25 protein-coding genes and 1 tRNA gene are annotated in these 25,821 nt (G+C 64.6%); 22 read left to right on the forward strand and 4 right to left on the reverse strand.

Annotation, left to right across the window (positions count from 1 at the left end):
- Positions 1-116: 116 nt before the first annotated feature.
- From B0I08_RS01295 to B0I08_RS01305, 3 genes are read left to right on the forward strand one after another with little or no spacing between them, the layout of a single operon-like run.
- The gene (locus B0I08_RS01295; protein ID WP_245884434.1) at positions 117-1,187 is read left to right on the forward strand and encodes a permease; all 1,071 of its coding nucleotides are present in this window, start codon (positions 117-119) and stop codon (positions 1,185-1,187) included.
- Complete coding sequence (locus B0I08_RS01300) at positions 1,177-1,938, forward strand: TIGR03943 family putative permease subunit (protein WP_106209051.1); 762 nt, start codon at positions 1,177-1,179, stop codon at positions 1,936-1,938. Before B0I08_RS01295 ends, B0I08_RS01300 begins: the two co-directional genes overlap by 11 nt.
- Positions 1,935-3,317, forward strand: coding sequence for a hypothetical protein (locus B0I08_RS01305; RefSeq protein WP_146134289.1), 1,383 nt, complete (start codon positions 1,935-1,937; stop codon positions 3,315-3,317). Before B0I08_RS01300 ends, B0I08_RS01305 begins: the two co-directional genes overlap by 4 nt.
- 15 nt (positions 3,318-3,332) lie before the next feature.
- Here B0I08_RS01305 and B0I08_RS01310 read toward each other — a convergent pair whose 3' ends face one another.
- On the reverse strand, positions 3,333-3,638 hold the full coding sequence (locus tag B0I08_RS01310) for a DUF4031 domain-containing protein (protein WP_245884435.1): 306 nt from the start codon (positions 3,636-3,638) through the stop codon (positions 3,333-3,335).
- A gap of 426 nt (positions 3,639-4,064) precedes the next feature.
- On the opposite strand from B0I08_RS01310, the gene rplU reads away from it, so the two are divergent.
- The 13 genes from rplU to B0I08_RS01375 all read left to right on the forward strand — a co-directional run bounded on the left by rplU (position 4,065) and on the right by B0I08_RS01375 (position 14,370).
- Positions 4,065-4,376 carry a 50S ribosomal protein L21 gene (rplU, locus tag B0I08_RS01315; RefSeq protein WP_106209055.1) on the forward strand — a complete coding sequence of 104 codons (312 nt, stop codon included), beginning with the start codon at positions 4,065-4,067 and terminating at the stop codon, positions 4,374-4,376.
- 19 nt (positions 4,377-4,395) lie between these two features.
- Positions 4,396-4,650: a 50S ribosomal protein L27 gene (gene rpmA, locus B0I08_RS01320; RefSeq protein WP_106209057.1), complete on the forward strand. Its 255-nt coding sequence runs from the start codon at positions 4,396-4,398 to the stop codon at positions 4,648-4,650.
- A gap of 144 nt (positions 4,651-4,794) precedes the next feature.
- Positions 4,795-6,348, forward strand: coding sequence for a GTPase ObgE (obgE, locus tag B0I08_RS01325; protein WP_106209059.1), 1,554 nt, complete (start codon positions 4,795-4,797; stop codon positions 6,346-6,348).
- A 4-nt stretch (positions 6,349-6,352) separates the two neighbouring features.
- Entirely contained in the window at positions 6,353-7,132 is a 780-nt protein-coding gene (gene proB / locus B0I08_RS01330; protein WP_106209955.1) for a glutamate 5-kinase, read from the forward strand.
- A 39-nt stretch (positions 7,133-7,171) separates the two neighbouring features.
- On the forward strand, positions 7,172-8,440 hold the full coding sequence (locus B0I08_RS01335; RefSeq protein ID WP_106209061.1) for a glutamate-5-semialdehyde dehydrogenase: 1,269 nt from the start codon (positions 7,172-7,174) through the stop codon (positions 8,438-8,440).
- A gap of 28 nt (positions 8,441-8,468) precedes the next feature.
- Positions 8,469-8,666 (forward strand): hypothetical protein, encoded by a 198-nt coding sequence (locus B0I08_RS01340; protein ID WP_106209063.1) that lies wholly within the window; start codon positions 8,469-8,471, stop codon positions 8,664-8,666.
- Between the two features lie 12 nt (positions 8,667-8,678).
- Complete coding sequence (nadD, locus tag B0I08_RS01345; protein ID WP_106209065.1) at positions 8,679-9,278, forward strand: nicotinate-nucleotide adenylyltransferase; 600 nt, start codon at positions 8,679-8,681, stop codon at positions 9,276-9,278.
- Positions 9,278-10,930, forward strand: a complete 1,653-nt coding sequence (locus B0I08_RS01350) for a hypothetical protein (protein ID WP_106209067.1) — start codon at positions 9,278-9,280, stop codon at positions 10,928-10,930. Before nadD ends, B0I08_RS01350 begins: the two co-directional genes overlap by 1 nt.
- 38 nt (positions 10,931-10,968) lie before the next feature.
- The gene (gene rsfS / locus B0I08_RS01355) at positions 10,969-11,346 is read left to right on the forward strand and encodes a ribosome silencing factor (RefSeq protein WP_106209070.1); all 378 of its coding nucleotides are present in this window, start codon (positions 10,969-10,971) and stop codon (positions 11,344-11,346) included.
- A 28-nt stretch (positions 11,347-11,374) separates the two neighbouring features.
- Positions 11,375-12,370: a methionine ABC transporter ATP-binding protein gene (locus B0I08_RS01360; protein WP_106209072.1), complete on the forward strand. Its 996-nt coding sequence runs from the start codon at positions 11,375-11,377 to the stop codon at positions 12,368-12,370.
- Positions 12,367-13,134, forward strand: a complete 768-nt coding sequence (locus tag B0I08_RS01365) for a methionine ABC transporter permease (protein ID WP_106209074.1) — start codon at positions 12,367-12,369, stop codon at positions 13,132-13,134. The genes B0I08_RS01360 and B0I08_RS01365 overlap by 4 nt, the downstream gene beginning before the upstream one ends.
- Positions 13,135-13,217: 83 nt before the next feature.
- Positions 13,218-14,051 carry a MetQ/NlpA family ABC transporter substrate-binding protein gene (locus B0I08_RS01370; protein WP_106209076.1) on the forward strand — a complete coding sequence of 278 codons (834 nt, stop codon included), beginning with the start codon at positions 13,218-13,220 and terminating at the stop codon, positions 14,049-14,051.
- Between the two features lie 245 nt (positions 14,052-14,296).
- A tRNA-Ala gene (locus tag B0I08_RS01375) sits at positions 14,297-14,370 on the forward strand.
- A gap of 70 nt (positions 14,371-14,440) precedes the next feature.
- On the opposite strand, the gene B0I08_RS01380 is transcribed toward B0I08_RS01375, so the two are convergent.
- Entirely contained in the window at positions 14,441-15,703 is a 1,263-nt protein-coding gene (locus B0I08_RS01380) for an ion channel protein (protein ID WP_245884437.1), read from the reverse strand.
- 97 nt (positions 15,704-15,800) lie between these two features.
- Between B0I08_RS01380 and B0I08_RS01385 the strand changes: the two genes are divergently transcribed.
- Positions 15,801-16,787, forward strand: coding sequence for an epimerase (locus B0I08_RS01385; protein ID WP_106209957.1), 987 nt, complete (start codon positions 15,801-15,803; stop codon positions 16,785-16,787).
- Positions 16,788-16,822: 35 nt separating this feature from the next.
- Here the strand turns inward: B0I08_RS01385 and B0I08_RS01390 are convergent, their stop codons facing one another.
- Complete coding sequence (locus B0I08_RS01390; protein ID WP_106209959.1) at positions 16,823-17,959, reverse strand: AI-2E family transporter; 1,137 nt, start codon at positions 17,957-17,959, stop codon at positions 16,823-16,825.
- A 126-nt stretch (positions 17,960-18,085) separates the two neighbouring features.
- Between B0I08_RS01390 and cls the strand changes: the two genes are divergently transcribed.
- From cls to B0I08_RS01410, 4 genes are all read left to right on the forward strand, one after another.
- Positions 18,086-19,570: a cardiolipin synthase gene (gene cls, locus B0I08_RS01395; RefSeq protein WP_106209080.1), complete on the forward strand. Its 1,485-nt coding sequence runs from the start codon at positions 18,086-18,088 to the stop codon at positions 19,568-19,570.
- A gap of 3 nt (positions 19,571-19,573) precedes the next feature.
- Positions 19,574-20,233 carry a GAP family protein gene (locus B0I08_RS01400; RefSeq protein ID WP_106209082.1) on the forward strand — a complete coding sequence of 220 codons (660 nt, stop codon included), beginning with the start codon at positions 19,574-19,576 and terminating at the stop codon, positions 20,231-20,233.
- A gap of 101 nt (positions 20,234-20,334) precedes the next feature.
- Positions 20,335-21,168: a tyrosine-protein phosphatase gene (locus B0I08_RS01405; protein ID WP_106209084.1), complete on the forward strand. Its 834-nt coding sequence runs from the start codon at positions 20,335-20,337 to the stop codon at positions 21,166-21,168.
- Positions 21,169-21,207: 39 nt separating this feature from the next.
- Positions 21,208-22,641: an FAD-binding oxidoreductase gene (locus B0I08_RS01410; protein WP_106209086.1), complete on the forward strand. Its 1,434-nt coding sequence runs from the start codon at positions 21,208-21,210 to the stop codon at positions 22,639-22,641.
- 40 nt (positions 22,642-22,681) lie between these two features.
- Here B0I08_RS01410 and B0I08_RS01415 read toward each other — a convergent pair whose 3' ends face one another.
- Positions 22,682-23,104, reverse strand: coding sequence for a pyridoxamine 5'-phosphate oxidase family protein (locus tag B0I08_RS01415; RefSeq protein WP_106209088.1), 423 nt, complete (start codon positions 23,102-23,104; stop codon positions 22,682-22,684).
- Between the two features lie 146 nt (positions 23,105-23,250).
- Here B0I08_RS01415 and B0I08_RS01420 point away from each other — a divergent pair, with 146 nt between their 5' ends.
- Positions 23,251-25,707, forward strand: coding sequence for a phosphoketolase family protein (locus B0I08_RS01420; protein ID WP_106209090.1), 2,457 nt, complete (start codon positions 23,251-23,253; stop codon positions 25,705-25,707).
- Positions 25,708-25,821 lie beyond the last annotated feature (114 nt).

Consider the following 25,821-nt stretch of genomic DNA (forward strand, 5'->3'; position numbering starts at 1 on the left):
TTCCTGGCGGTCCGTCCGAGTTTTCTCGGGCGGACCGCCCTGGGTTCACCACCCTTGGGCGCCGGCACCGCGAGCCGGGGACGGCGCTCAGGTACGGGCATGAAAGGATAGTGCCGGTGGAAACGACGACACAGCAGAGGTCCGGCGAGGCCGGCCGCCTGCCGCCCGAGCAGCCGGGGGAGCGCGCCCGGCGCCGGGGTCTATCCGGCCGGGCCCGCTGGCTCGTGATCGGGCTGGTCGGGATCGTCGGGCTGTTTGTGGTCCGGCACCTGACGGCGGGAATTGAAGACGCAGGTCTGCCCAACCAGTTCCAGGACTTCCTTACCCTCAGCATCAGCGTCATCATCGAGTCGCTGCCCTTTGTTGTTCTCGGCATCGCCCTGTCGATCGTTGTGCAGGTCTGGGTCCCCGACCACCTGTTCCTCAAGGTGCTCCCGAAGAATCGGGTCGGACGCCGGGTGGTCATCTCCCTGCTCGGAGTTCTTCTGCCGGTGTGCGAGTGCGGCAACCTCCCGTTGGCGCGCGGCCTGATCGTGAAGGGCCTCACCGTCTCCGAGTCGATGACCTTCTTGCTGGCGGCCCCAATCGTGAATCCGATCACGATCCTCACCACCTACCAGGCCTTTGGCTGGAACGATGGCATCCTCGTATCCCGTCTGATCGGCGGCTTTGTCATCGCGAACCTCGTCGGCTGGCTGTACAGCCGTCACCCCGCGCAGCAAAGCCTGCTCACCGACCGTTTCGCCGCGGAATGCAAGGTTCCTGCGGGGCATGCCCACGGTGAAACCCGCTGGCAGAAGAGCGTGCAGCTGTTCGTGCGCGAGACCGGTGTCATCCTCCCGGCGCTCTTCCTCGGCTCGGTCGTGGCCGGGCTCGTCCAGGTCGCGGTGTCGCGGCAGGTTCTCGTGACGCTCGGCAGCAACCCGGTGTGGTCGATTCTCGCGATGATGGTGCTCGCCTTTATCATCTCGATTTGCTCGAACGTCGATGCCTTCTTCATCCTGCCCTTCGCGAGCACATTCCTCCCCGGTGCGATCGTCGCGTTTTTGGTGTTCGGCCCCATGATCGACATCAAGATGATCGCGTTGATGCGTACGACGTTTCGCACCCGCGTGCTCGTCCAGATCGTTGTCGTGGTCGCCCTGGCCAGTGCTCTTCTCGGATTGGTGATCAACTATGTCGCGTAGCTCCCTTTGGGCGCGTGTCCAGCAGTGGCGCGGCGTCGTCCTGGTCGTCGCAGCGGTCGTCGCGACGATCTGGCTCGCGCTAAACAACCAGCTCATCCTGTACATCCACCCCCGGTATGTGGTGTTCACGGTGGTCATGGCCGCGGTGGCCCTGGTGTTGGTGGTCGCGAGCTTCCTGCTGCGTCTTGGCCACAACCACGACGAACCGCCGACGCGCGCTGCGGCCCGTCTGTCCACGATCGCGAGCCTGCTCGCCGTCGCGGTGGCGGTGGCGATGATCGTGGTGCCCCCCGCCACCCTGACGAGTGCGACAGTCGCGCAGCGGGACATCAACAGTTCCGGGGTCGGCGCGGAGGTTCAGTCGGTCGATGCTGCGGCTGACTCGTCCGACGCTGTATTCGCCGCTTTCACCGTTCTCGACTGGGCGTCGCTGTTGCGTCAGACCAGCGACACCTCCTTTTATGCGTCCAAGCCGGTGGATGTCACGGGCTTTATCACCGAGGATGCGAACGACCCCGACAACGTGTTTTACGTCTCGCGATTTATGATCACCTGCTGCGCCGTTGACGCCCAACCGGTCGGGGTACCGGTGTACCTGCCGGGTTGGCGCGACCAGTTCGCCGTCGACGACTGGGTTCAGGTGACGGGCGAGTTCGTTCCGAACGCCAGCCAGAGCAGTACCGAGCAAGTCGCCCTGCTTCCCGCGGCCGTCACGCCGGTGGGCGAGCCGAGCGAACCGTACCTCTTTTGAGCGTCAGTTCAGCCGCTCCCGCCACGCACAGGACATTCCGCCGCACTCTGGCAGCGACGGTTGCGGTACTCGTTGTGCTCGTCGCGGTCTTTGCGACGCTCGGCTTTTCGCAGGGGCCGAAACTCTCCAGCGCGCAAATCGACACCGCGCAGGTCGTGCAGCAGGGCGGTCAGCAGCTGCGGCTCTTTGTAAACCAGGCTGTCGCATCGATCGAGGCCGACCAGATCACCGTTACCCCGGCTGCGGCCATCTCGGTGAGCACCAGCGGCGATGTCGTCGCGGTGCAGTTCGATGAGCCGCTGCGGTACAACACCGACTACGTCGTCGAGGTGAGCGGGGTCACGAGTGTCTACGTCGCCCAGCCGTCGACCCTGACCTATGAGTTCACGACTGCCTCACCCGAGCTGTATTACCTTGATCGGGCCGGTGACAGCGACCGGATCATCCGCACCGCCCTATCGACAACCGATCGTGACATCGTCTACGAGGCCGCAAGCATCGAAGACTATGCGGTCTTCGATGGGGCACTCGCCGTGGTCACGACGGGTTCGGACGGGGGCAGCGCCCTGGCGTTGGTCAGCGCCGAGGGCAATGTGGAGGACATCGCCCTTCCCGGTGTGGGGGTGGTGGAACAACTGCAGTCCAGCGCGACCACCGGCATGCTCGGGTTCATTTTTACGGGAACGGATGCCGCGGGCGGCACTGATTACGCACGCACCCTCTTCACCGTCAACCTCGGTGGGAGCCGCGCCCTGGTTGCGGTCACCGGCCTCGACGGGCTGACGCCGCAGGTGGAGAGGTGGGACTTCGTGCCCACCACGAGCGACATCGTTGTGTACGCGGCTGACCAGAGCCTGCTCCGTGTCGGGCTGGGGGATGCCGCGACGGTGCTTCCGCTCGGTCAGTTCTCCGGCTTCCAGTCGATGTCGGCGGACGGCAGGACGGTTGTGGTCACCGACCCGTTCGGCGCGGTTGCGCTGAACCTGAACGACGGGTCCATCCAGCGCCTCGACCCGTCACCTCTCGAGGGGGAGGTTCCTTTCGCGGGCGCCACCGCGGTGGTGCCCTCCGGCGGGTGGGTTCAGCAGGTCGCGGACATCGACGTCACCACGGGGAGATACAAGTCCGCAATGGTGTTCGACGACGGCAACACCGCCCGCATCATTTACCGCACCCCGCGCGACGAGGGAAGCTTCGTGAACTTCGCCCTCTCACCCAATGGGCAGTATGCGGTGGTCGAGACCGTGCCCGACGTCAGTACGAGCGTCGACGACGGATACACCGTGAACCCACGCTCGACCAGCATCACCACGGTGTTCGTCGATGTCGGCACCGGCGCCGTGGTCAAAAGCATCGAGGGCTTCCGAGTGTCCTGGTAGGGCGCTTCAGGCCAGCTAGTGCGAACGCTTGTCCTTCTGTTTCACCCGCAGGCCGCTGTCGCGCAGCCGCTCGACCAGCTGGCGCACCGTGACCGGCTCCGCCCCGCTCGCGACGAGTGACGACCACTTCTCCTGCGGAACGTCGTAGTGGTCGTGGTCGAAGCTGCGCCCGGGCAAGCCTGCCGCGGAAGCGAAGGTGTGGAGCTCGTCGAGCGAACGGTCGCTGACTAGGTGCGCCCAGAGCGTGTTGTGAGCCGGCCAGATCGGCTGGTCGATGAGGATCACGGGACTCCGGTGCGGGTAGTGGGCGAAGAAAAACACTTCACACCTCAGCTCGCCGAGGTGCGGTCCTGTTCAGCGTAGGCGGTGCCTGCCGCGGGCGCTGGCTCACGGAGCCGAAGGGCGTGCCGCAATCGCCGCTCGCCCGGCCGTGGCACGACATCCCGCGTGTTGCGGCTCAGGTTCCCGCACGAACGGGCAGACGGCGGTATTATGAAATCTGTCTTTGCCGACGCGGGTAAGTCTGTGGTGCCGATCAATCGGTCCACGGGGTTCGCCAAGCGTCTCCAGGGCGAGAAGCGTGGTGTCCGGGCCGAGTTTGACCGAACCGCCCCGGATCGACTACTGTTGGCCCTTGGCGTGTGCTGGGCAAAGCCCAAGATGCGGGATTTTTACCCAACGCCAACAGTTTTCTCTCCAAGACAATTTCTCCAAGACAGTGTCTTCTCAACAAACAAAGGGTTCCAAGTGGTTTACGCAGTTGTGCGCGCCGGTGGTCGGCAGGAAAAGGTAGAGGTCGGCACGATCGTTGTCCTCGACCGCATCAAGGCTGACGAGAACGGCAACGTTTCGTTGGCTCCCGTGCTGCTCGTCGACGGCGAAACGATCACGAGCGGTGCTGCGGCACTTGCCGGCGTGACCGTTACCGCCGAAGTTGTGGGCGACCTGCGCGGCCCCAAGATCGTCATCCAGAAGTTCAAGAACAAGACTGGTTATAAGAAGCGTCAGGGGCACCGCCAGGAGCTCACCCGCATCAAGATCACCAGCATCACCAAGTAGTCGTAGGAGCTGAAAACACATGGCACACAAAAAGGGCGCAAGCTCCTCACGTAACGGCCGCGATTCCAACGCCCAGTACCTTGGCGTCAAGCGCTTCGGTGGCCAGGTCGTCAAGTCCGGCGAGATCCTCGTCCGCCAGCGCGGCACGCACTTCCACCCCGGCGTGAACGTCGGCCGTGGCGGCGACGACACGCTGTTCGCACTGTCCGCTGGCGCTGTCCAGTTCGGTGCGAAGGGCGGCCGCAAGGTCGTCAACATCGTCGCAGCAGCATAGTTTTTTCCTAAACAGCAGAGGCGAGCTTCGGCTCGCCTCTGCTGTTTGCGGTTTACCCGCATTTTTGTTTTGATTCCCAGCACTGCCTGCTAAAGAAATACGTAGATAGCGCACGTCGTACGACCCAATCCAGAGGAGCTTGCCATGGCAACGTTTGTTGACCAGGTGACATTGCACCTTCGTGCGGGCGGCGGCGGCGACGGCTGCGTCTCAGTCAAGCGTGAGAAGTTCAAGCCTCTCGCGGGCCCCGACGGCGGAAACGGCGGCAACGGCGGCAGCATCATCCTGGTCAGCGACCTCGGGACCACGACATTGCTCGGTCACCACCGCGCGCCTCACCGCAAGTCTGATCACGGCGGGCCCGGCATGGGTGACCACCGCGCAGGATTCGCCGGCCCCGACATCGAGCTGGCCGTGCCCGTGGGAACGGTCGTCAAAGATGCCGACGGCAACGAGCTCATCGACATGGACGTTGCGGGAGTGCGCTTCGTCGCGGCTCCCGGCGGAATGGGCGGGCTCGGCAACGCCGCGCTGGCCACCACGAAGCGCAAAGCCCCCGGCTTCGCTCTTCTCGGAACTCCCGGCTGGGAAGGTGACATTCTTCTCGAGCTGAAGGTCGTTGCCGACATCGCACTCGTCGGATATCCGTCTGCCGGCAAGTCCAGCCTCATCGCTGCCATCTCCGCGGCGAAGCCGAAGATCGCTGACTACCCGTTCACCACCCTGCACCCCAACCTCGGTGTTGTTCAGGCCGGTGAGACTCGGTTCACGGTTGCCGACGTTCCCGGTCTGATCGAGGGCGCCAGCGAGGGAAAGGGTCTCGGCCTGGAGTTCCTTCGTCACGTTGAGCGCTGCACCGCGCTCCTGCACGTACTCGACTGCGCCACGCTCGAGCCGGGTCGCGACCCGCTCAGCGACCTCGACATCATTCTGGGTGAGCTTGCCGCATACCCGGTCCCCGAGGGGCAGACGCCGCTTCTCGAGCGTCCCCAGCTCATCGCCTTGAACAAGATCGACGTTCCCGACGGCCGCGAACTCGCGTCGTTTGTGCGTGCCGAGCTCGAAGGCCGCGGCTACCGCGTTTTCGACGTTTCCGCCGTGTCGCGTGAGGGACTGCGCGAACTCAACTTTGCCCTGGCCGAACTCGTCGAAGCCGACCGCGCGATCCGTGCGCTTGAGCCGGTGGCGGAGCGCATTGTTATGCGCCCCCGTGCGGTCAATGAAGTTGACTTCACCGTGCGCGTCGAGGGCGGCTCTGGCGGCGACATCTACCGCGTGCTCGGAGAAAAGCCGGAGCGCTGGGTCGCCCAGACCAACTTCACCAACGACGAGGCCATTGGCTTCCTCGCCGACCGGCTCGCGAAGCTCGGCGTCGAGGAGCAGCTCTTCAAGTCAGGTGCCGTATCGGGTTCCACCGTGATCATCGGAGCGGGCAACGGCGTCATCTTCGACTGGGAGCCCACGCTCACGTCGACAGCCGAGTTGGTCACCGCCCCGCGTGGTACCGACTCGCGTCTGGACGACAGCACGCGTATGACCAGCAACAAGCGTCGCGAAACCTACCTGCAGCGCATGGACGCGAAGGCCGCGGCCCGTGCCGAGCTGCAGTCCGAGCGCACCGCCGGCGTCTGGAACGTGGACGACGAGATCGCGCTGGCCAGGGAGTCCGAGGACGACGACGCGGCTTCGCGTGACTAGCCCCATCCTGGCGCGCGGGGACATCCACCGAGCGCGACGGATTGTCGTGAAGGTTGGGTCTTCCTCGATCAGTGGGGCGAATTCCGGGCAGATCCGTCCGCTCGTCGACGCCCTCGCGGGGGCGCACGAGCGTGGCACCGAGGTCATCCTCGTCTCATCCGGGGCTATCGCCACCGGCATGCCCTTTCTGAAGCTGGACGCGCGACCCACCGACCTGGCCACACAGCAGGCGGCTGCCGCGGTGGGGCAGAACCTGCTGATCTACCGCTACCAGGAGAGCCTCGACCGATACGGCATTGTGGCCGGCCAGGTGCTCCTGACGGCCGGTGATCTGGAAAACGTGACATCCCGCAGTAATGCCCAGCGGGCAATGGAGCGACTGATCGGGTTACACATCCTGCCCATCGTCAACGAGAACGACACTGTCGCGACCCATGAGATCCGGTTCGGTGACAACGATCGTCTGGCGGCGCTCGTCTCGCTGCTGGTACGGGCCGATCTGCTGGTGCTGCTCTCCGACGTTGACGCTCTCTACACCCGTCCGCCGCACGAGCCAGGGGCCGTGCGCATCGACGATGTGCCGTTCGGAGACGACCTCGCCGGAGTGACCTTCGGGGACATCGGATCTGCCGGGGTCGGCACCGGGGGAGCGGGCACGAAGGTAGCGGCCGCAAAGCTTGCAGCCTCCTCGGGCACTGCCGTTCTGCTTACGGCCACCCACCGGGTTTCTGATGCCCTTGCCGGGGCAGACATCGGTACCTGGTTTCACGCGAACACTCGCTGAGTCCGGCCCGTGCCCGCCGTTCTGGCCTAAACTTGGGCCATGTCGCAGAACGTCGTCACCGGGCCCACATTTCTTGCGAAACTCGATGCGTCACGAGAGGCTGCACGGGTTCTCGCGACCGCCACGGCGGGTCAGAAGGATGCCGCGCTGCGGGCAATCGCCGACGTCGTAGCGTCCTCTGCCGAGCGAATTCTTCCGGCCAATGACCTCGACCTCGCCAACGCTCGCGAGAACGGATTGAGCGCGGGGATGCAAGACAGGCTGCGTCTCGACGCGGCGCGGCTGGGTGCGCTGGCTGAGGCCGTGCGCGAAGTTGCCGCGCTGACCGATCCGATCGGCCAGGTGGTGCGCGGGTCAACCCTCCCGAACGGTCTCAAGATCGCCCAGGTCCGCGTGCCGTTCGGCGTGGTCGGAGCGATCTACGAGGCGCGGCCCAACGTGACCATCGACATTGCCGCTCTCGCCCTCAAGAGCGGAAACGCTGCGGTGCTGCGGGGTGGGTCTGCGGCGCAGAACACGAACGCCGTCCTGGTTGAGCTGCTGCAGGAAGCCATAGCCGGAGTGGGACTCCCCGCGGACTCGGTGCAGACGATCGACGAGTTTGGCCGTGATGGCGCCGCCCAACTTATGCGAGCGCGCGGATACGTTGACGTATTGATCCCCCGGGGAAGTGCCGACCTCATCAACACCGTGGTGAGCCAGTCGACGGTTCCGGTGATCGAAACCGGCGCGGGAGTGGTGCACATCTTCCTCGACGAGTCGGCGGACGAATCAAGCGCGGTAGACATTGTCCATAACGCGAAGGTGCAGCGCCCGAGCGTCTGCAACGCGCTGGAAACCCTTCTCGTGCACCGGGCGGTGGCTGAGCAACTACTGCCGCCCGTCCTGGCGGCGCTTCGCGCCTCAGGTGTCACCATCCATGGCGACGAGGCGACGCGGGCGATCGTTGCAGACGTGGTGCCCGCCACCGAGGAGGACTGGGCGACGGAATACATGTCGCTCGATCTTTCCGTGCGTGTCGTGGACGACCTCGACGCCGCGATGGACCATATCCGCCGGTACTCGACGCACCATACCGAATCGATCATCACCAATAACCTTGCGCGGGCGGAACGGTTCCTCGCCGAGGTCGACTCCGCCGTGGTCATGGTGAACGCTTCCACACGGTTCACCGACGGCGGTGAGTTCGGCTTTGGGGCAGAAGTAGGCATTTCCACCCAGAAGCTCCACGCCCGCGGTCCGATGGGTTTGGGCGAGTTAACCAGCACAAAGTGGGTTGTGCGCGGCACCGGCCACGTGCGCGGCTAGAATTCACTAGTCCCGAACGGAGAATCGCATGACGCTGCTACTGACCCTTCTCGCCACCACGAGCGAAGAGCACCACCCGATCCTGATGCCGCCCCTGGCGTTCGCAGGCGTTGCCTTCGCAGTGTTCCTCGTGCTGGGCGTCACGACCTGGAGCTTCCGCGACGTGGCGAACCGTCACAGCCAGAAGTTCGGCAACAGCTCCAGCGACCACCACACCGGCCACTAGGACTACCTCTCTATGGCAGACAGCGCCCCCCGGCGCTCCCGAATTGGGGTCATGGGCGGCACCTTCGACCCCATCCACAACGGTCACCTGGTCGCGGCCAGCGAAGTGCAGCAGCACTTCGACCTGGACGAAGTCATCTTTGTTCCCACCGGGCAGCCCTGGATGAAACCCCGCGTCACCGCCGGGGAACACCGGTACCTGATGACGGTGATCGCGACGGCGGCGAACCCGCGATTCACGGTCAGCCGAGTGGACATCGACCGTGATGGCCCGACGTACACCATTGACACCCTCCGAGACATCCGCCGAGAACGGCCAGACGCCGACATCCTCTTCATCTCGGGCGCCGACGCCATTGCCCAAATTTTGGAATGGAAGGATGTCGCGGAGCTGTGGTCCCTCGCCGACTTCGTCGCGGTCTCCCGCCCGGGCCATGACCTGTCCATTAGCGCATTGCCGGAGCAGGGCGTAAGCTCGCTAGAAGTCCCCGCGCTGTCAATCTCTTCCACTGATTGCCGGAGCAGGGTGAGCCGGGGTTTTCCGGTCTGGTATTTGGTTCCCGATGGTGTCGTTCAGTACATCTCCAAACACCACTTATATCGGAGTAATTGATGACGACATTCCAGGATCCGCCCTACCAGAGTAGGCGGGCCGTTCGCCAGAGCGGACACGTTGACGACGTAGAAGTTGACGCCCCTGTACGTCCGGCGACCGCTCGCACGGGGCGCCGCGCACAGCTGCCGTCTGCCACAGAGTGGAACGGCGAGGACGGCACGGGCGCATCGGGTGGTACGGGCACCCCCGCGCCGCCAGCAACCCTGACTCTCGCGACCCCGCTCCAGCCGCAGATCCCCGTCTATGACGCTCCGGCGAGTGAGACGGATACAACAGAGGCGATCGGCGGTTCCGGAGCTGGAACCCACCGTGCGCCGGCGTCCACCGCGACGACCTCCGGGGCGTCGGTTGCCGCCTCCACGACCCAGGGACGGCGGGCCTCGCTCGCCACAGGCCAGATGCACTCCGGCATTGCCGCCGCTGCGCTCGATTCCGCGCCCTCCGTCGCTGCAGCAACCCCAGTTGCGGTTGAGCCTGCTCCTGCTGAAGCTCCCGCATCTCCGGCTAATGTCGAGCCTCCGACTGTTGTCGAGCCTGCGACTATCGTCGAGCCTGCTCCGGTTGTAGCTGAGCCCGCGCCTGCCCCGGCTGTTGTAGCGCCGCAGCCTGACCGTCCCCTTACGCGTCGCGAGCTCCGCGAGGCGCGGGTCGCGGCCGAACGCGCGGCCGGAATGGCAGAAGTTCCCGAGGCTATTGTCTCTATCCTGAACTCCGGCCCGATCATCCTTCCCTACCTGTCCAGCCCAGCCACGACGCCGCTGTCTCCGGGCGCGGCGGCGGTGGCGAACGAGGACGATGCCGTGGGGCATCCGCGGTCCGCACGGGTCGAGACTGCGCTGGCCGAATTCGACGAGCTGACCCGCGAGCACGAGGGTGACGCGGTGCCAATCGGGGCCGAGGAGCACCCCGCTGCGCCGGTATCTACCTGGGGCATGCCGCTGGAACCCAGCTCCGCCAACGACGGCATAGCCAATGACGTGGCGGCTAATGACGTCACACCCGCCGTCGACGTTGACGACGAAGACGACGACGTGATCGACGCCAGCGACAAGGTTGCCCCGGTCGAGCCTGAGCTGCAGGCCGAATCTGTGTCTGAGTCCCAGCCCGAACTCGATTCTGAGCCGATCGTCGTGCCGATGTTCATTGAACCCGGGCAGACTCCCGTCTCGAACCGCGGTGCCGGCCACTGGTCGGTCAACTCCGACACGGACGACGACATTGAGTCGCTCGAAAACACCGTTACCCGCTCCGTTGGTGCGGGCGGTGCGCTCACGACCAGCGCGCTCGTTCTTCCTTCTTTCCCTCAGTCCTCCGATCTCACCACGCCCTACCTGGCGACCGGTGAGACGATGTTGACCGGATCCATCGACCTGCCGCGGAGCCTTGGTTCCACGGGTGTGCACCCCAGTCAGGTTGATAATTCCGACTTCGACGTCGACCCTCTCGACCGCGAAGTGCCGACGACTGATTCGGCTCCCGTGCGTGCCATCCGTGCCGTCAGCACGCACACCGGCAGCAACGGGCTGATCACGTCGAAGAAGCCGCAGGGAAACCACATGCTTACAGTTCTTGTGGTCTCATCTTCTGGGCTCGCCGTCGTCGTCGTCGGACTGCTCATCGCTGGGGTGTCCAGCGGTCTGTTCCAGTAAATTTCGCTCTTCACTTTTCACTCACTCCAAAGGACCTCGTGACTGCTTCTCCCCGCGCCATCGAACTCGTCAACGTCGCTGCCCGCGCCGCCGACTCCAAGCAAGCGGAAGACCTCGTGGCTTTGGACGTTTCCGGTCCTCTGCCGCTGACGGACATCTTCCTGCTCGCCACCGGACGCAACGAGCGCAACGTCGTCGCGATCGCCGGCGAAATCGAAGACAAGATGAACGAGATTGGCGTCAAGACGCTCCGTCGTGAAGGCCGCCAGGAAGGTCGTTGGATTCTTCTCGACTTCGGCGACATTGTCGTGCACGTCTTCCACGAAGAAGACCGCCTGTACTACTCGCTTGAGCGCCTCTGGAAGGACTGCCCGTCGGTTGAGCTGGCTCTCACCGTGAGCGAGTCCGCCGAGTAGCTTCGGGCGGCCACGACTTCGGGTAGCCATGATTTCCCTCACCTCTGTCTCCAAGTCCTTTGGTTCCGGCGCCCGGCGCACCGTGGCTCTTGACAATGTTTCTCTCGACGTTCCGGAGGGAGACATCTTCGGTGTGGTCGGACAAAGTGGTGCCGGAAAAAGCACGTTGATTCGCACGGTGAACCTGCTCGAACGTCCCGATTCCGGGTCTATCCGGGTGGATGGACAAGAACTCACCGCCCTCGGAGACAACGACCTTCGGGTCGCCCGCCAGGGTATCGGCATGGTGTTTCAGCACTTCAACCTACTCTCGAGCCGCACGGTCCAGGGAAACGTCGAGTTCGCACTCGAAGTTATCGGCGTTGATTCGCGCGAACGAAAACGGCGTGCCGCTGAGATCCTCGACCTCGTGGGTCTCGGAGCGAAGGCGTCCTCGTTTCCGTCTCAGCTGTCCGGGGGACAGAAGCAGCGTGTCGGAATCGCCCGTGCCCTCGCCGCGCGACCGCGCGTTTTGCTCTCGGATGAAGCCACGAGCGCCCTCGATCCGGAAACCACACGGTCGATCCTCGAGTTGTTCCGCACCATCAACCGGGACCTCGGGCTCACCGTGCTTCTGATCACCCACGAGATGGACGTGGTGAAAACGATCTGCGACTCGGCCGCACTGCTCGAGGCCGGACAAATCAAGGAGAACGGCCGACTGGTCGAGCTGATCTCCACACCCGGGTCGCGGCTCGCGCGCGACCTGTTCCCGCTGGGAGCCATCGGCGAGCTGCCCGGTACAACGGTGATCGACATCACTTTCAGCGGCGGTAACGCCGACCGCCCGGTCATCGCGCAGCTGGCCCGGGACCACGCGATCGACGTCAGCATCCTCGGCGCCGCAATCGAGACCATCGCGGGCAATCAGGCCGGCAGAACCCGGCTGGGCCTGCCGGGCGACGCGCGAAGCAATGCCGCTGCCATCGCCGATCTGCGGGCACAGGGCCTCCTTGTAGAGATCGTCGGGGGAGCAGCAGCATGATCGACACCACCAGCCCGGACTTCTGGCCCGACTTGTTCGAGGTTTTGCTCCTGGGCACGGGCCAGACGCTGTACATGGTCTTTTTTGCCCTTCTGTTCACCGTGCTGATCGGGCTGCCAATTGGCATCCTGCTGGTCGGAACCGAACGCGGCGGATTGTTCGAGCGTCCGTTCGGCTCGCTCGCCTTCGGCCGGATTCTGAATCGGGTACTGGACTTCATCGTCAACCTCGGGCGCAGCGTTCCGTTCATCATCCTGATGATCGCGATCATCCCGTTCACGCGGGTGGTGGTCGGAACCTTCATTGGGCCCACGGCCGCCATCGTGCCGCTGTCGCTCGTGGCCATCCCGTTCTTCGCCAGAATGGTGGAGATCTCGATCAAAGAGGTTGACCCAGGTCTGTCCGAGGCCGCGCATTCCCTCGGCGCTTCGCGCTGGCTGATTGTGCGGAAGGTGTTTATACCCGAGGCGCTGCCAGGGATGCTGCTCGGCCTGGCTACTACCGTGACATCCATCATCAACTTCTCTGCAATGGTCGGCGTCGTCGCCGGCGGCGGATTGGGGAACGTCGCTGTTACCTACGGTTACCAGCGGTACAGCACGATCCACATGGTCGCCGTTATCATCATTATCTTCGTGATCGTGATGATCCTGCAGGGCGTCGCTACCCACTTCGCGAAGAAGTTTGCACGCACGTCCATCGGAGAATCACGCGCCCAGACGATCGGGCGCAAGGTCGTTCGCGACAGCCCGGTTGGCCCCTAAGTTTCCCCTCGCTCCACCCCACTGCGACCGAAGTCAGCATCACGGTCGTGTTCCTCCCAACCCCTACGAGAAGAGTTCTTCCCATGCGATTCACCCCTCGCAACGCGCGCCTTGCTGGTGCCGCCGTTGTCGCCGTTCTGGCGCTTGGCCTCACCGCCTGCTCGTCCGCTGACTCCGACTCCGCCGATAGCGACTCTGGCAGCCTCGGCACAATCAAAGTCGGCGCTCTCGCGACCCCCGCTGGCGACATCCTGAATTTCGTTTCTGAAAATCTGGCGGATGACGCGGGGCTCACGATCGAGTACACCGACTTCACCGACTACAACACCCCGAACATCGCGTTGAGTGACGGGTCGATCGATGCGAACCTGTTCCAGAACGCCACCTTCCTCGAGACCTACAACGAGCAGGCCGGCGGCACGCTGGTTTCGGTCGGCGAGGTGTACCTCCCGAGCGCCGCGTTCTACAGCGACAAGGTCTCCAGTCTCGACGAGCTCGAAGACGGCGCAGAAATCGCCATCCCAAACGACCCCACCAACGAGGGCCGTGCGCTCAAGATCCTCGCGGCCGAAGGCCTCATCGAGGTCACTGAGAATCCGACCACGCTGAACGACATCACCGCGAACCCGAGCGACTTCGAATTCACGGAAATCGAGAACGCCACTCTGGCGCAGGCGCTTCCTGACGTGGACGCGGCGTTCGTGACGATCTCCTTCGCTCTGCCCGCCGGGTTGACCGCTGACGACGCGATTCTTGTCGAGGACGCGGACAGTCCCTATAGCAATGTGCTCGCGACGTCTGCTGAGCTTGAGGACGACCCGCGGATCGCGAAGCTCTACGAGCTTCTGCTGGACCCCGCCACCCAGGAATACATGAACGAGACCTGGGGTGGACTCGTCATCCCGGAAGCCCAGTAATACGCTTCGCGTACTGCCCCCGGCCCGGAAATACGTTTCTGGGACGGGGGCAGTTTCTGCCTCAGGCGGGGGCACCCTTCTGCCTCAGACGGAGCCAGCCTTCTGCCTCAGACGGCGCTAGCCTTCTGTCTCGGACGCAGCCAGACACGCCCGGGCGTCGCTCATCCCGTGTCGGTGTGTCGGAGAAGGTCCAACTGTGTAGTAATCTATTCAAGTTGCCTTTACGGAACAGAAAAAGTGAATATGGGTCCATGGCGCAGCCCGGTAGCGCACCTGCATGGCATGCAGGGGGTCAGGGGTTCGAATCCCCTTGGATCCACCCACGTCCTGTTTCGGGACAGAAAAACGGGACAAAGAAACGGTACGTAGAAAAGCTCTGAACCTCAGGTTCAGAGCTTTTCTTGTTGGTGGGCGTGAACAACCATCACGGGTGCACGCGAGACGAGTAGCCACGTCGGCAGAACGGCGATGCACAGCAGCGGAAGCGCGGAAACCGAGCCGGTCACCGCGACGGCGACAAACAGCGAGATCCAGCCGTCGCGGGACACCGCGAGCACCATCCCGAGCACGCCGCCCGCGATCGCGACGGCCAGGGGAACCGATGGCACGATCGCGTTCGCGACGACGCCAATCGCCATACCGATGAACACCGCAGGAAACACGCGTCCGCCGCGAAAACCTGCTGCGGCGCTGATAACTAGCGCGACCACCTTGACGGCCACGATCAAAATCAGAGTGCCCACTGTGAGCGAATTTCGCTCGTCGAGTAGTTCGTCCATCTGCTGGAGTCCCTTGAAGAGGGTCACCGGCCCGCCGATGGCGCCGAGCACGCCCAGCAGGGCGCCGCCGATCCCGGCGTAGATCAACGGATTGCGAAGCAGGCGAAACGCGCGGTGGAGGCGGGGGAGTGCCGCCGCAGCGAGGATGCCGATGGTCGCCGCGACGCAGGCGATGATGGAGGCGGAGAGCAGGTCCCAGGCGGCAACCGTGGTGTACGTCGGGAGCGGGAGCGTGAACGAGGGGTGCGCGAGCAACGACATCGTCACCGACCCGGTTGCGGCGGCGACCAGGGGCAGGAACAACCGGTCCCAGAGCTCGCCCTCGATCTTGAGGGACCCGACCACTCCGGTAAAAACGAGGGCCGCAGCCACGGGTGTACCGAACAGCGCTCCGATGGTTCCCGCGGCGACGACGATCACCACAAGTCCGGTCGGGATGCTCGGTTGCAGCTTCTTGATCGCGGCCACGAACAGGGCCGTATTGATGGCGATGATGGGACTTTCCGGGCCGAGGCTCACGCCGCCCGCGAGCCCCAGAACCGTCACGACCGCGAGCGAGGGCAGCACCCGCAGCGGAGACGGCGGGGCCATAAGCGACACGGTGGCGGAATCTTCACCGCCGTGCCCGGGGGCGAGCCACAGCACCAGCCCGACCGCGATGCCGATCCCCGTGAGCGTGGCGAAGATCCACCAGCCCGAGGTGGGATCGACGCCTAACGCATCCGGCAGCGCGCTCCACAGCCCTTGTTCGAGCAGCGCGGCCATCTGGTCCACCGCACGGAGCAACAGGGCGCAGCCGATGCCGACGACCGCGGCGGGAATGGACAGGGCGGCGAGCATGCGCACTGTCGATTGGGGCGGCCTGGAGTGCATCGATCGAAAGTAATCCCAGGCGTCAGTGACCGGCTCACCCGGGCGGGGTGATCCGGCCTCGGTCACCTGAAGAGACAGCTGCCCCTATGCTGTGGTCGTGAGCCAAAATCACCCTCGAGCGGTCGTTGCCGGCGCATCCGGCTTCATCGGAAAACGGCTGGTCGAAGATTTGGCCGCCCAGGGATATCTGGTGTCCCGAATCGGCCGGAGCGGGGCGGACGCCGCGTGGGGCGACGACACCGCAGTGCGCGCTCTCATCGACGGCGCTGATCTCCTGGTCAACCTCGCCGGAAAGAGCGTGAACTGCCGCTACACCGAGCGCAATCGCGACGAAATTCTGCGCTCACGGATCGACACCACCCGGCAGCTCCGGCGAGCGATCGAGGCGAGCTCCCACCCACCGGCCGTGTGGCTCAACGCGAGCACTGCGACGCTGTACCGGTACGCCCTCGACCGGCCGATGACCGAATCGGAAGGCGAAGTCGGAACCGGGTTTTCTTCCGACATCGCCCGTGAGTGGGAGCACGAGTTGTTCGTCGGTGAGTTGCCATCGACGCGGCGGGTAGCGTTGCGCATGGCCATCGTTCTCGGTGACGGCCCGGCAACCGGCATCCTCCTCCGCCTCGCGCGTTGGGGCCTGGGCGGCCCTCAGATCGACGGATGGTGGTTTCCCCACCGTCGCTACCGTGGCATCGGTGCACGGCCCACCGGTGACGGTCGTGCTCCCGCACACCGCTCGCGCGGGCGGCAGCGCTTCAGCTGGATTCACATTGACGACGTTGTAGCGGCGGTCACGTTCATCGCGCGCTCCGGCGACATCGTGGGCCCGGTCAACCTCGCGGCGCCGAACGCAAGCGATAACCGGGCGCTCATGGCCGCGTTGCGCAAGAGCGTCTCCGCGAGGATCGGCTTGCCCGCCTTCCGGTGGATGCTCGAGCCAGCCATGTGGCTGCTGCGAACCGAGCCCGAGCTGGTGCTGAAGAGCCGCTGGGTGACACCGGAGCGCCTGACCGAGGCCGGGTATGCGTTTGTCTGGCCAACGCTCGAACCCGCCATCGACGATGTGGCGAAACGTTCTCGCTAGCGCCTGCTGTCAGCGAGGCACGTCGGACCAAGCCCCTATTGCGGGATGCGGGCGCGCTTGGCAGCGGCGCGGCTGTCTGCTTTCGTGGCATGCCGTTGTTCTTTTGACGCGGCGTAGTCGGCCTTGAGAATGCTCCGCGTCTCGGCGGTCGGCCCGATCGCGGGGCGCCAGGCATGTGCGTCCGGGTTGGAGTCCACGAGCACGGCCTTCGCCAGCAGGGTCAGCGGCACGGCGAGGATCGCACCGATCGGTCCGATGACCAACGCCCAGAACAGCACGGAGAAGAAGGTCAGGGTCTGGCTGAGTGACACCGCCTGACCCACGACGCGGGGCTGGATAATCGACTGCACCACAGCGTTGATGATGGTGTAAACCACCACAACTGCGACCACCACAGGCCATCCACCCGTGAGATACCCGAAGACGATGGGTGGCGCGATCGCGAAGAAGTAGCCGATGTTGGGGATGAAGCTGCAGAGGAACGCGAGCAGGCCCCAGAGCAGAGCCGCGGGCACCTCGAGGATCACGAGCGCGATCGCGTTGAGGGCGCCCTGCACAACGCCGAGCACCGTGGTCACCACCATGTAGCGGCGAACGTTGGAGGCGTACGCGCCCAGCGCGGCAACGAGATGCGGGCGGGTCACCTCCAGCTGCCGAAGGATGGTTCTGACGTAGACCGCGTCTGCCGCCATGAGAATCATCATGGTGAGCACGATCACCAGGCCCCCCGTGATGCTGGCGAGGCTGCCGAGAGCGCCGGTCACCGCCGCCGCGATGCTCGCCGGGTTCAGGCCTCCCGCCAGCGACTCCACCTGCGTCTGGTCAATGCCGATCAAGGCGAGGGCGGTGGTTATGGATGCCGCGATCTCCTGAAACTGGTCTGCGTAGTCCGGCAGCATCGCAACAAATTGGGCAAACGCGATGATGATCGTGTAGGTGAAGACCGCAAGCAGCCCGAACACCACCAGGATGACCGACCCCGTCGCTATACCGCGCGGCACGCCGTGCTTCTCCAGCCCTGTTCTTACCGGACCAGCGCAGATCGTGAGCACGAGGGTGAGTAAAACGGGAGCCAGGATGCCGCGCAACTCACTAATTCCGATTGCCACCACGACCGCGGCAGCGAGACCGACGAGGATGACGGTTCCGCGCGGGTACTGGGTGTCAGCCATGTCCACACGGTAGGGGCGCCGTCAGCACAGTGTCGTCATTCTTTCCGGGTGATGCCGATGGTTGTGTCGGCTAATAGCGTCACCCCAACGGCGCCCTCCGGATCGCCCACGGGAGAAGGGACACCGATGGACCCGGTACTCGGCACGAATTTAGCGTGGGTTTCCGTCGCGCTGCTGCATTTTGCTGTCTGCATCATTGCCCTGATCGTGATTCCGCGGAACAGGAAGCCCACCGCGGCGATGGCGTGGCTGCTCGCGATCCTCTTTGTGCCCTTCATTGGACTTGTGCTTTACCTCATCATTGGTAAATCCCAGCTCCCGGAACGGCGCCGTGCCGAGCAACAACGCATCGACGGACTGATAGCCGCGAGAGTCGCGGGGCTTGATCTTGTGCCGGGTAGGGCGACGTGGCCGCAGTGGTTTGAGAGCGTCGCGCGGCAGAACCAGACGCTCGGAGGGATTCCCGTAGTCGGGGGCAACACCGCGGTGCTGATTGACGACTACACCGGGTCGATCGATGCGATGGCTGCGGAAATCGATACGGCGACGACGTTCGTCCACGTCGAGTACTTCATCGTGTCGTTGGACAGCACCACTCGCGGATTTTTCGCCGCCATGGAAGCTGCGGTAAAGCGGGGCGTCACGGTGCGGTTGCTTGCCGACCACGTGTCGTCGGTGAAGGCGGTCGGGCATAAGGAGACGTTCGCCGAGCTTGATCGCATCGGGGTGAAGTGGAGCTACATGCTGCCGGTGATGCCGTTCAAGGGAAAGTATCAGCGGCCGGATCTGCGCAACCACCGCAAACTCGTGGTCATCGACGGCCGGGTGGGCTACATGGGGTCCCAGAACCTCATCGACCGCAGTTACAACACACCGAAGAACCTCAAGAGGGGGCTGCAGTGGCAGGAGCTCGTCACCCGACTCGAGGGCCCGGTCGTTGCGGGGCTCAATGCGGTTTTCCTCTCGGATTGGCTCAGCGAAACCGGCGAGCTGCTCGACGTGGAATCTCCCGCGGTGAACCTGCCCGCTCGCCAGGCTCGGTTTGACCGGTCGCCCGACGCGTTGGAGTGCCAGGTGGTGCCGAGTGGTCCGAGTTACAGCACGGAGAACAACCTGCGCCTGTTCCTCTCGCTGATCTACGCTGCATCCTCGCGCGCCATCATCACCAGTCCGTACTTTGTGCCGGATGAGGCGATGATGTACGCGATCACGTCAGCGTGTCATCGTGGACTCGACGTGCAGCTCTTTGTGTCGGAGATCGGCGATCAGGGGCCTGTCTTTCACGCGCAGCGGTCTTATTACGGTGACCTGCTGGAGGCGGGAGTGCGGATATTTCGCTACCCGGCCCCGTTCATCCTGCATGCAAAGCACCTGTCCATCGATGACGACATCGCGGTCATCGGATCCAGCAACATGGACATCCGCTCATTCAATCTTGACCTCGAGGTATCCCTGTTGGTGAGGGGCCGCGCCTTCGTAGACAAGATGCGCGAGGTTGAGGAGGGATACCGCGTGATCAGCAGCGAGCTGACGCGAGAGGAATGGGCCAGGGAGCCGCTGTCCTCGACTGCGCTCGATGGATTGGCGCGACTCACCTCAGCGCTGGAGTAACCGGTGTGGGAGTCGCTCGGAAGCATTCTGCCGATCGCCGTGGCGGTTGCCTTCAGCTCCGTCCCCATTTTGGCGACCGTGCTGATTTTGCTCTCCCCGAACCGGGTACGCAGCGGCGTCGCCTTTCTGATCGGTTGGGTCGTCGGAATCGCCGCCGTGCTCACCACCTTCGTCCTGTTGGCCCAGGCGCTGCCGGTACGCAGAGCCGTGCACCCGCAGGTCGCGCTCGCGGTCGCGCTCATCGTCGTAGGCCTCGGGCTGATCGTGCTCGCCGTCGTGAGCGGCCGGCGCGGGCACGGTAAGGGCGGGATGCCGCGGTGGCTGACCGCAGTGGGATCCATCGGACCAGCCAGGGCCGCCGGCCTTGCGCTTCTCCTGAACATTCGGCCGAAGGCCATTCTGCTGAGTGCCGCGGCCGGGCTGTCTCTGCGCGGAACCGGGTTGAACGCGGCAGACACCGCACTTCTGGTGGTCATCTTCACGGTGATAGCTGCGTCTACCGTCGTGGGCCCGATCGTGTTCTCCCTCCTGTCCCCGGACAGGGCGGGTGTCTGGTTGCGGGCGACCCGTAGCTGGATCGAGAAAAACAACAGGACCGTGACCGTCCTCATCCTCTTCCTCATCGGGGTCGTCGTCGTCGGCGACGGCATTTCGCGGCTGTGATAGCGATCACCCGCTGCGCGTGAGGCTCGAAGCGCGCCGCCGGGATACGTTCGCCGCACATGTCAGTTGCAGCGGCTGTTTTGCGCACAGAGGAGTCAGCGATGCCCGTCACCATCCCGCCACCCGGTCAGTTCATTTCCATCCCCACGATCCCAAACCTGCGTGATCTCGGCGGGTGGCGCACGCCTCAGGGCAGGGTGATGCGCGGCATCCTGTACCGTTCGGCACAGTTCAGTGCCTTGAGCGGCCCGGATTCCGACCGGTTTGCCGAGCTCGGCATAAAAACAGTGTTCGACATGCGCACTGCCGACGAGCGCGAACACCAACCGAGCGCCCTTCCCGAAGGCACCCGCGGCGTCGTCGTTGACATCCTTGAGGACGCAACGGGAGCCGCCCCGGCAGAACTATTTTCCGTTCTGGGCGATCCGGTCGCCGCCCAGGAGATGCTCGGCGGCGGGAGGGCGGTCACGCTGTTCACAAGCGCCTATAAGCAGATCGTAAATCTGGCGAGCGCCAGAATCGGGTACCACCGGTTTTACACGGCTCTGCTCGACACGAAGGCGTTGCCCGCCGTATTCCATTGCACGACGGGAAAGGACCGCACAGGGTGGGCGGCGGCGGCTTTGCTGCTGCTTCTCGGAGTGGACTACGACGACGTCCTCGAGGACTACCTGCTCACCAACGCGCAGCTGCTGCCCTCGCTCCAGGGGCTGCTGGATGACTTTGAGTCCGCGGGCGGCGATCCCGCGTTGCTCCTGCCCGTACTCGGCGTCCAGAGGGAGTACCTCGATGCCGCGCTCGCCGAGATGACCGCGATGTTCGGCACGGTCGAGAACTACTTCATGAGCGGACTCGGGCTCACCGAGGCCGACATCGCCCTGCTGCGGCTGACGCTCATCGAGTTTGATGGCTCGGCTGACGCGGACGCGGACTGAGCAGGAGAGTGACGAAAGGGAGGCGTGAGGATGAAGCGTATGGACGAGTCGCCAGGCGTGGCGCAGCGCGAACAGGACTCGAAGCCCGGCATCGCGGAGCACGAACTGGTCGCGCTGCGCGCCCAGTTCTCGGGCGAACTCGTGCTCCCCGGAGCGGACGGTTACACCGCCGCCCGCGGGGTGTGGAATGGCCTGATCGACAAAAAGCCGGCGCTCATCGCGCGGGCCGCGGCTGCGGCGGACGTCGCCGTGGTGGTGCGGTTCGCCCAGCGTGTGCAGCTTCCACTCGCCGTGCGCGGCGGCGGTCACAATGTTGCGGGTAACGGCACCGTGGATGACGGGATCGTGCTCGATCTGGGTGCGCTGCGCGACGTGAGCGTGGATCCCGTGTCTGCGACCGTGCGGGTGGCAGCGGGTGCGCTGTTGCGGGACGTCGATCAGGCGACCGCGCCCTTTGGGCTCGCGGTACCGCTCGGTGTGGTTTCGGCCACTGGCGTCGGCGGCCTCACCCTCGGCGGTGGCCTCGGCTGGCTCACCCGCGCGTACGGATTGACGGTCGACAACCTGGTCTCCGCGGAGATCGTGACCGCCGCCGGGAACGTGGTCTGGTCAAGCCACAACGAGAATCCGGAGTTGTTCTGGGCGATCCGGGGCGGCGGCGGCAACTTCGGGGTGGTCACCGCGTTCACCTTTCAGGCACAGCGGCTCGCGCCCCTGGTGTTCGCCGGAAACCTGATTTACGCACAGCCGCAGTGGAGACAGGCGCTGCGCGCATATGAGGTGTGGACTCGCGACATCCCCGACGAACTCACCTCGATACTCACTTTCATGGTGCCACCCGCCAGTTGGGACCTGGGCGACGAGCCGCGGCTCGTGATCGGATTTGTGTGGGCCGGTGAGGACATCACGGCTGGTGAGCGGGTGATCGCGAGCCTTCGTGAAGTCGCTCCGCCCGATGTGGAGGTTGTCGAGCCGATGCCCTGGACACAGTGGCAATCAGCGGTTGACGAACTCTTCCCGCGGGGTGCCCGCGCCTACTGGAAGAACCTGGCGTTCGATGAGATGGATGACGCGGTGCTGGAGGTTCTCATGCGCCGGGGTGCGGAACAGAACTGGTACGGCACCGGGTTCGACATCCACCACCTGGGTGGTGCCTTCGGGCGGGTGGCAGAAAAGGCCACACCCTTCCCCAACCGGGACGCGCGGTTCTGGCTCAACGTGTACGGATTCTGGCCGGATGCTGCGGACGATGCGGCGCGGATCGCGTTCGTTCGGGGGCTCGCGGCAGACATGGACGCGTTCGCCGCTGGGGGCCAGTACGTGAACTTCGTGGGGGAGGAAGCGGGCACTGACCCTCTGGCGCTGGCACGGGAGGCGTACGGCCCGCAGAAGCTGCGGCGCCTTCGCGAGGTGAAGCACGAGTTCGACCCCGACAACGTCTTTCGCCTCAACCACAACATCCCGCCTCGCTGAGCTGGGTTGGTGGGCGCTCCACCCGCCAACGGCGGCAGCGTTAGTCGCGCTCCGGTTCTGGTCCCCGCACGAATCGCCGCCCGGTCACACTCGTGGGGGTGATTCGCACGTAAACGTATTTCAGCGTGGGAAGCCACGAAACCAGGGGCGCCCGGTCTGCCTCCTCGATCGCCGAGCGCGTGTCGAGCCACTCGGCGGTGCCCTTCACCACCACGCTCACCGCTTCTTCATCGGTGAAGTCGTCGATCTCGAAGGCGACATCGGAGTGGATGGTCATTTCCACGAGCTTCGTGCCCGGCGTCGTGCGCATGAGAATCGTGGAGCCATCGGCGTAATAGTTGAGCGGAAAGATGTCGATCACGCCAGCGGCGCTCGCGGCCAGTCGTCCCAGCGAGTGGCTCCGGAGCAGTACCCAGCACTCCGACTCGTCTAACACGATCATGACGTCTTCGGCGTCCGACATGGAGATGCACCTTTCGATCGCGGGACTCCAGCGTGCCCACCAATCCAGTAAAGCCGTTCCCTTATGGCGCGCTTAGGGCCTTAGGTCCCGGGGCGTTGGGCCTTTCTACCTATGCCTCACGCATCCAGGCTGGCTACTCTGAAACCATGACACAAGGTCGCGCCACCACGCCCGTTTCCGTCCCGGAATCCGTTTCGCTCGCGGTTGTTGACGGGTGGTGGCGCGCGGCAAACTACCTCTCCGTCGGCCAGATCTATCTGCTCGACAACCCGCTGATGCAGCGGCCCCTCGCCGCCGCAGATATCAAACCGCGGCTGCTCGGGCACTGGGGCACCACTCCGGCGCTCAACCTCGTGTACGCACACCTGAACCGGGTCATCCTGCAACGCGACCTGGACGTCATCTACATTGCCGGTCCCGGCCACGGCGGTCCCGGCATGGTCGCCAACGGCTACCTGGACGGAACGTATTCCGAGCTCTACTCTGACATCTCGGAGGACCGCGAAGGCCTGCGAAAGCTGTTCCGCCAGTTCTCCTTCCCGGGCGGCATCCCCTCTCACGCGTCGCCGGAGACACCAGGATCAATCCACGAGGGTGGCGAGCTCGGCTACTCCGTGGTGCACGCCTATGGTGCCGCGCTGGACAACCCCGATCTCGTGGTCGCCTGCGTGGTGGGAGACGGAGAGGCAGAAACCGCGACCCTCGCCGCCAGCTGGCATCTCAACAAATTCCTGAACCCCGCCACCGACGGTGCCGTCCTGCCGATCCTCAACCTCAATGGGTACAAGATCGCGAACCCGTCGTTCCTCGCACGCATCCCGGAGGCCGAGCTGCTTGAGCTGTTCCGCGGCTACGGTTACTCCCCGCGCATGGTCGCGGGCGGCTTTGATGGCGAGGATCCGATGAAGACCCACCAGCGCTTCGCGGAGGCGTTGGAACTCGCGCTCGACGATATCGCTGCCATCCAGAAGGACGCTCGTGAGGCCGGCCAGACGGTTCGACCGATGTGGCCGCTGCTCATCCTCAAGACGCCGAAGGGTTGGACGGGCCCGAAGGTCGTCGACGGGCTCCCGGTCGAGAACACGTGGCGCGCTCACCAGGTGCCGCTCGCGGGAGTTCGCCAGAACCCCGAGCACCTCGCCGAGCTGCAGGCGTGGCTGGAAAGCTACCGCCCTGACGAGCTGTTCGACGCCGAAGGCAAGCTCGTCGCCGAGTTGCAAGTCAACCGGCCCCTGGGTTCTCGGCGGATGAGCTCTAACCCGCATGCCAACGGCGGACTCCTGATGAAGTCCCTGTGCCTGCCGACGCTCGAATCCAATGCGGTGGACATCAGCGACGGGCGCGGCGCGCTTGCCGAACCCACGCGCGTGCTCGGCGGGTGGCTTCGCGATGTTCTCACCGAAAACCCCGACAACTTTCGGGTCTTCGGACCGGATGAAACGGCGTCCAATCGCCTCGACGACGTGTACGACGTCACCGCGAAGGCATGGCAAGGCGAGGTGCTGCCGACCGACGAGAACCTGTCACACGACGGCAAGGTCATCGAGGTGCTCAGCGAAAACCTGACCCAGGGATTGTTGGAAGGGTACCTCTTGACCGGGCGGCACGGCCTGTTCAGCTCCTACGAAGCGTTCATCCACGTGGTGGACTCGATGTTCAACCAGTATGCAAAGTGGCTCGACTCCAGCGCGGACGTTGAGTGGCGCCGCCCCGTCGCTTCCTTCAACTACCTGCTCTCGTCGCATGTCTGGCGGCAGGATCACAACGGGTTCTCGCATCAGGATCCCGGTTTCCTCGACCACGTCGTAAACAAGCGCGCCAGCATCGTGCGCATCTACCTGCCCGCCGACGCGAACTCGCTCCTGGTCACCGCATCGCACTGCCTGCGTTCCAAGAACTACGTCAACGTGATTGTGGCGGGCAAGCAGCCCTCGCCGACGTTCCTGAGCATCGACGAGGCACGCGCCCACGGCGCCCGCGGGCTGAGCATCTGGGATTGGGCCGGCACGGAGGTCGCCGGGGAGGAACCAGACGTTGTGGTCGCCTGCGCCGGAGACGTTCCCACACTCGAAGCCATGGCCGCGGTGCAGATCCTCAAGAAGGAGATCCCGGAGTTGCGCGTGCGTTTCATCAACGTCGTCGACTTGATGCGTCTGCAGGACAGCACCGAACACCCGCACGGGCTGACGAGTGATGCCTTCGACGCCCTGTTCACGCCGGACAAGCCCGTCATCTTCGCGTTCCACGGCTACCCGGCACTGGTGCACCGCCTGACCTACCGCCGAACCAATCACCGCAACATTCACGTGCGCGGCTTCAACGAGCGGGGCACCACCACCACGCCGTTCGACATGCTGATGATGAACGACCTCGACCGGTACCGGCTGGTGATGGACGTCATCCGCCGCGTGCCCAAGCTGGAGAAGACCTACGCACCGCTGTCGCAGCGCATGGACGACGAGCGATTCGCCCACCGCGCGTACACCCGCGAGTTCGGCGAGGACAGCGCGGACGTGTCGGGAGTGCAGGGCCTGCCGTTCACTGCCCACGAGGGACGCACGGACAGCACCGGGGACGACAACGCGCCGCTGACGCGCGACTGACCGTTCGGCGATCGCCCCGCGAGGGCCGGATACCCGTCTTTCGGGATCCAGCCCTTTCGGGGCGATCCCTATGCCGCGTCGGCGTGAACTGTGCCCGGTCGGCGTGAACCAGGC

It is taken from the genome of Glaciihabitans tibetensis, from assembly GCF_003003265.1.
GTDB classification, from domain to species: domain Bacteria; phylum Actinomycetota; class Actinomycetes; order Actinomycetales; family Microbacteriaceae; genus Glaciihabitans; species Glaciihabitans tibetensis.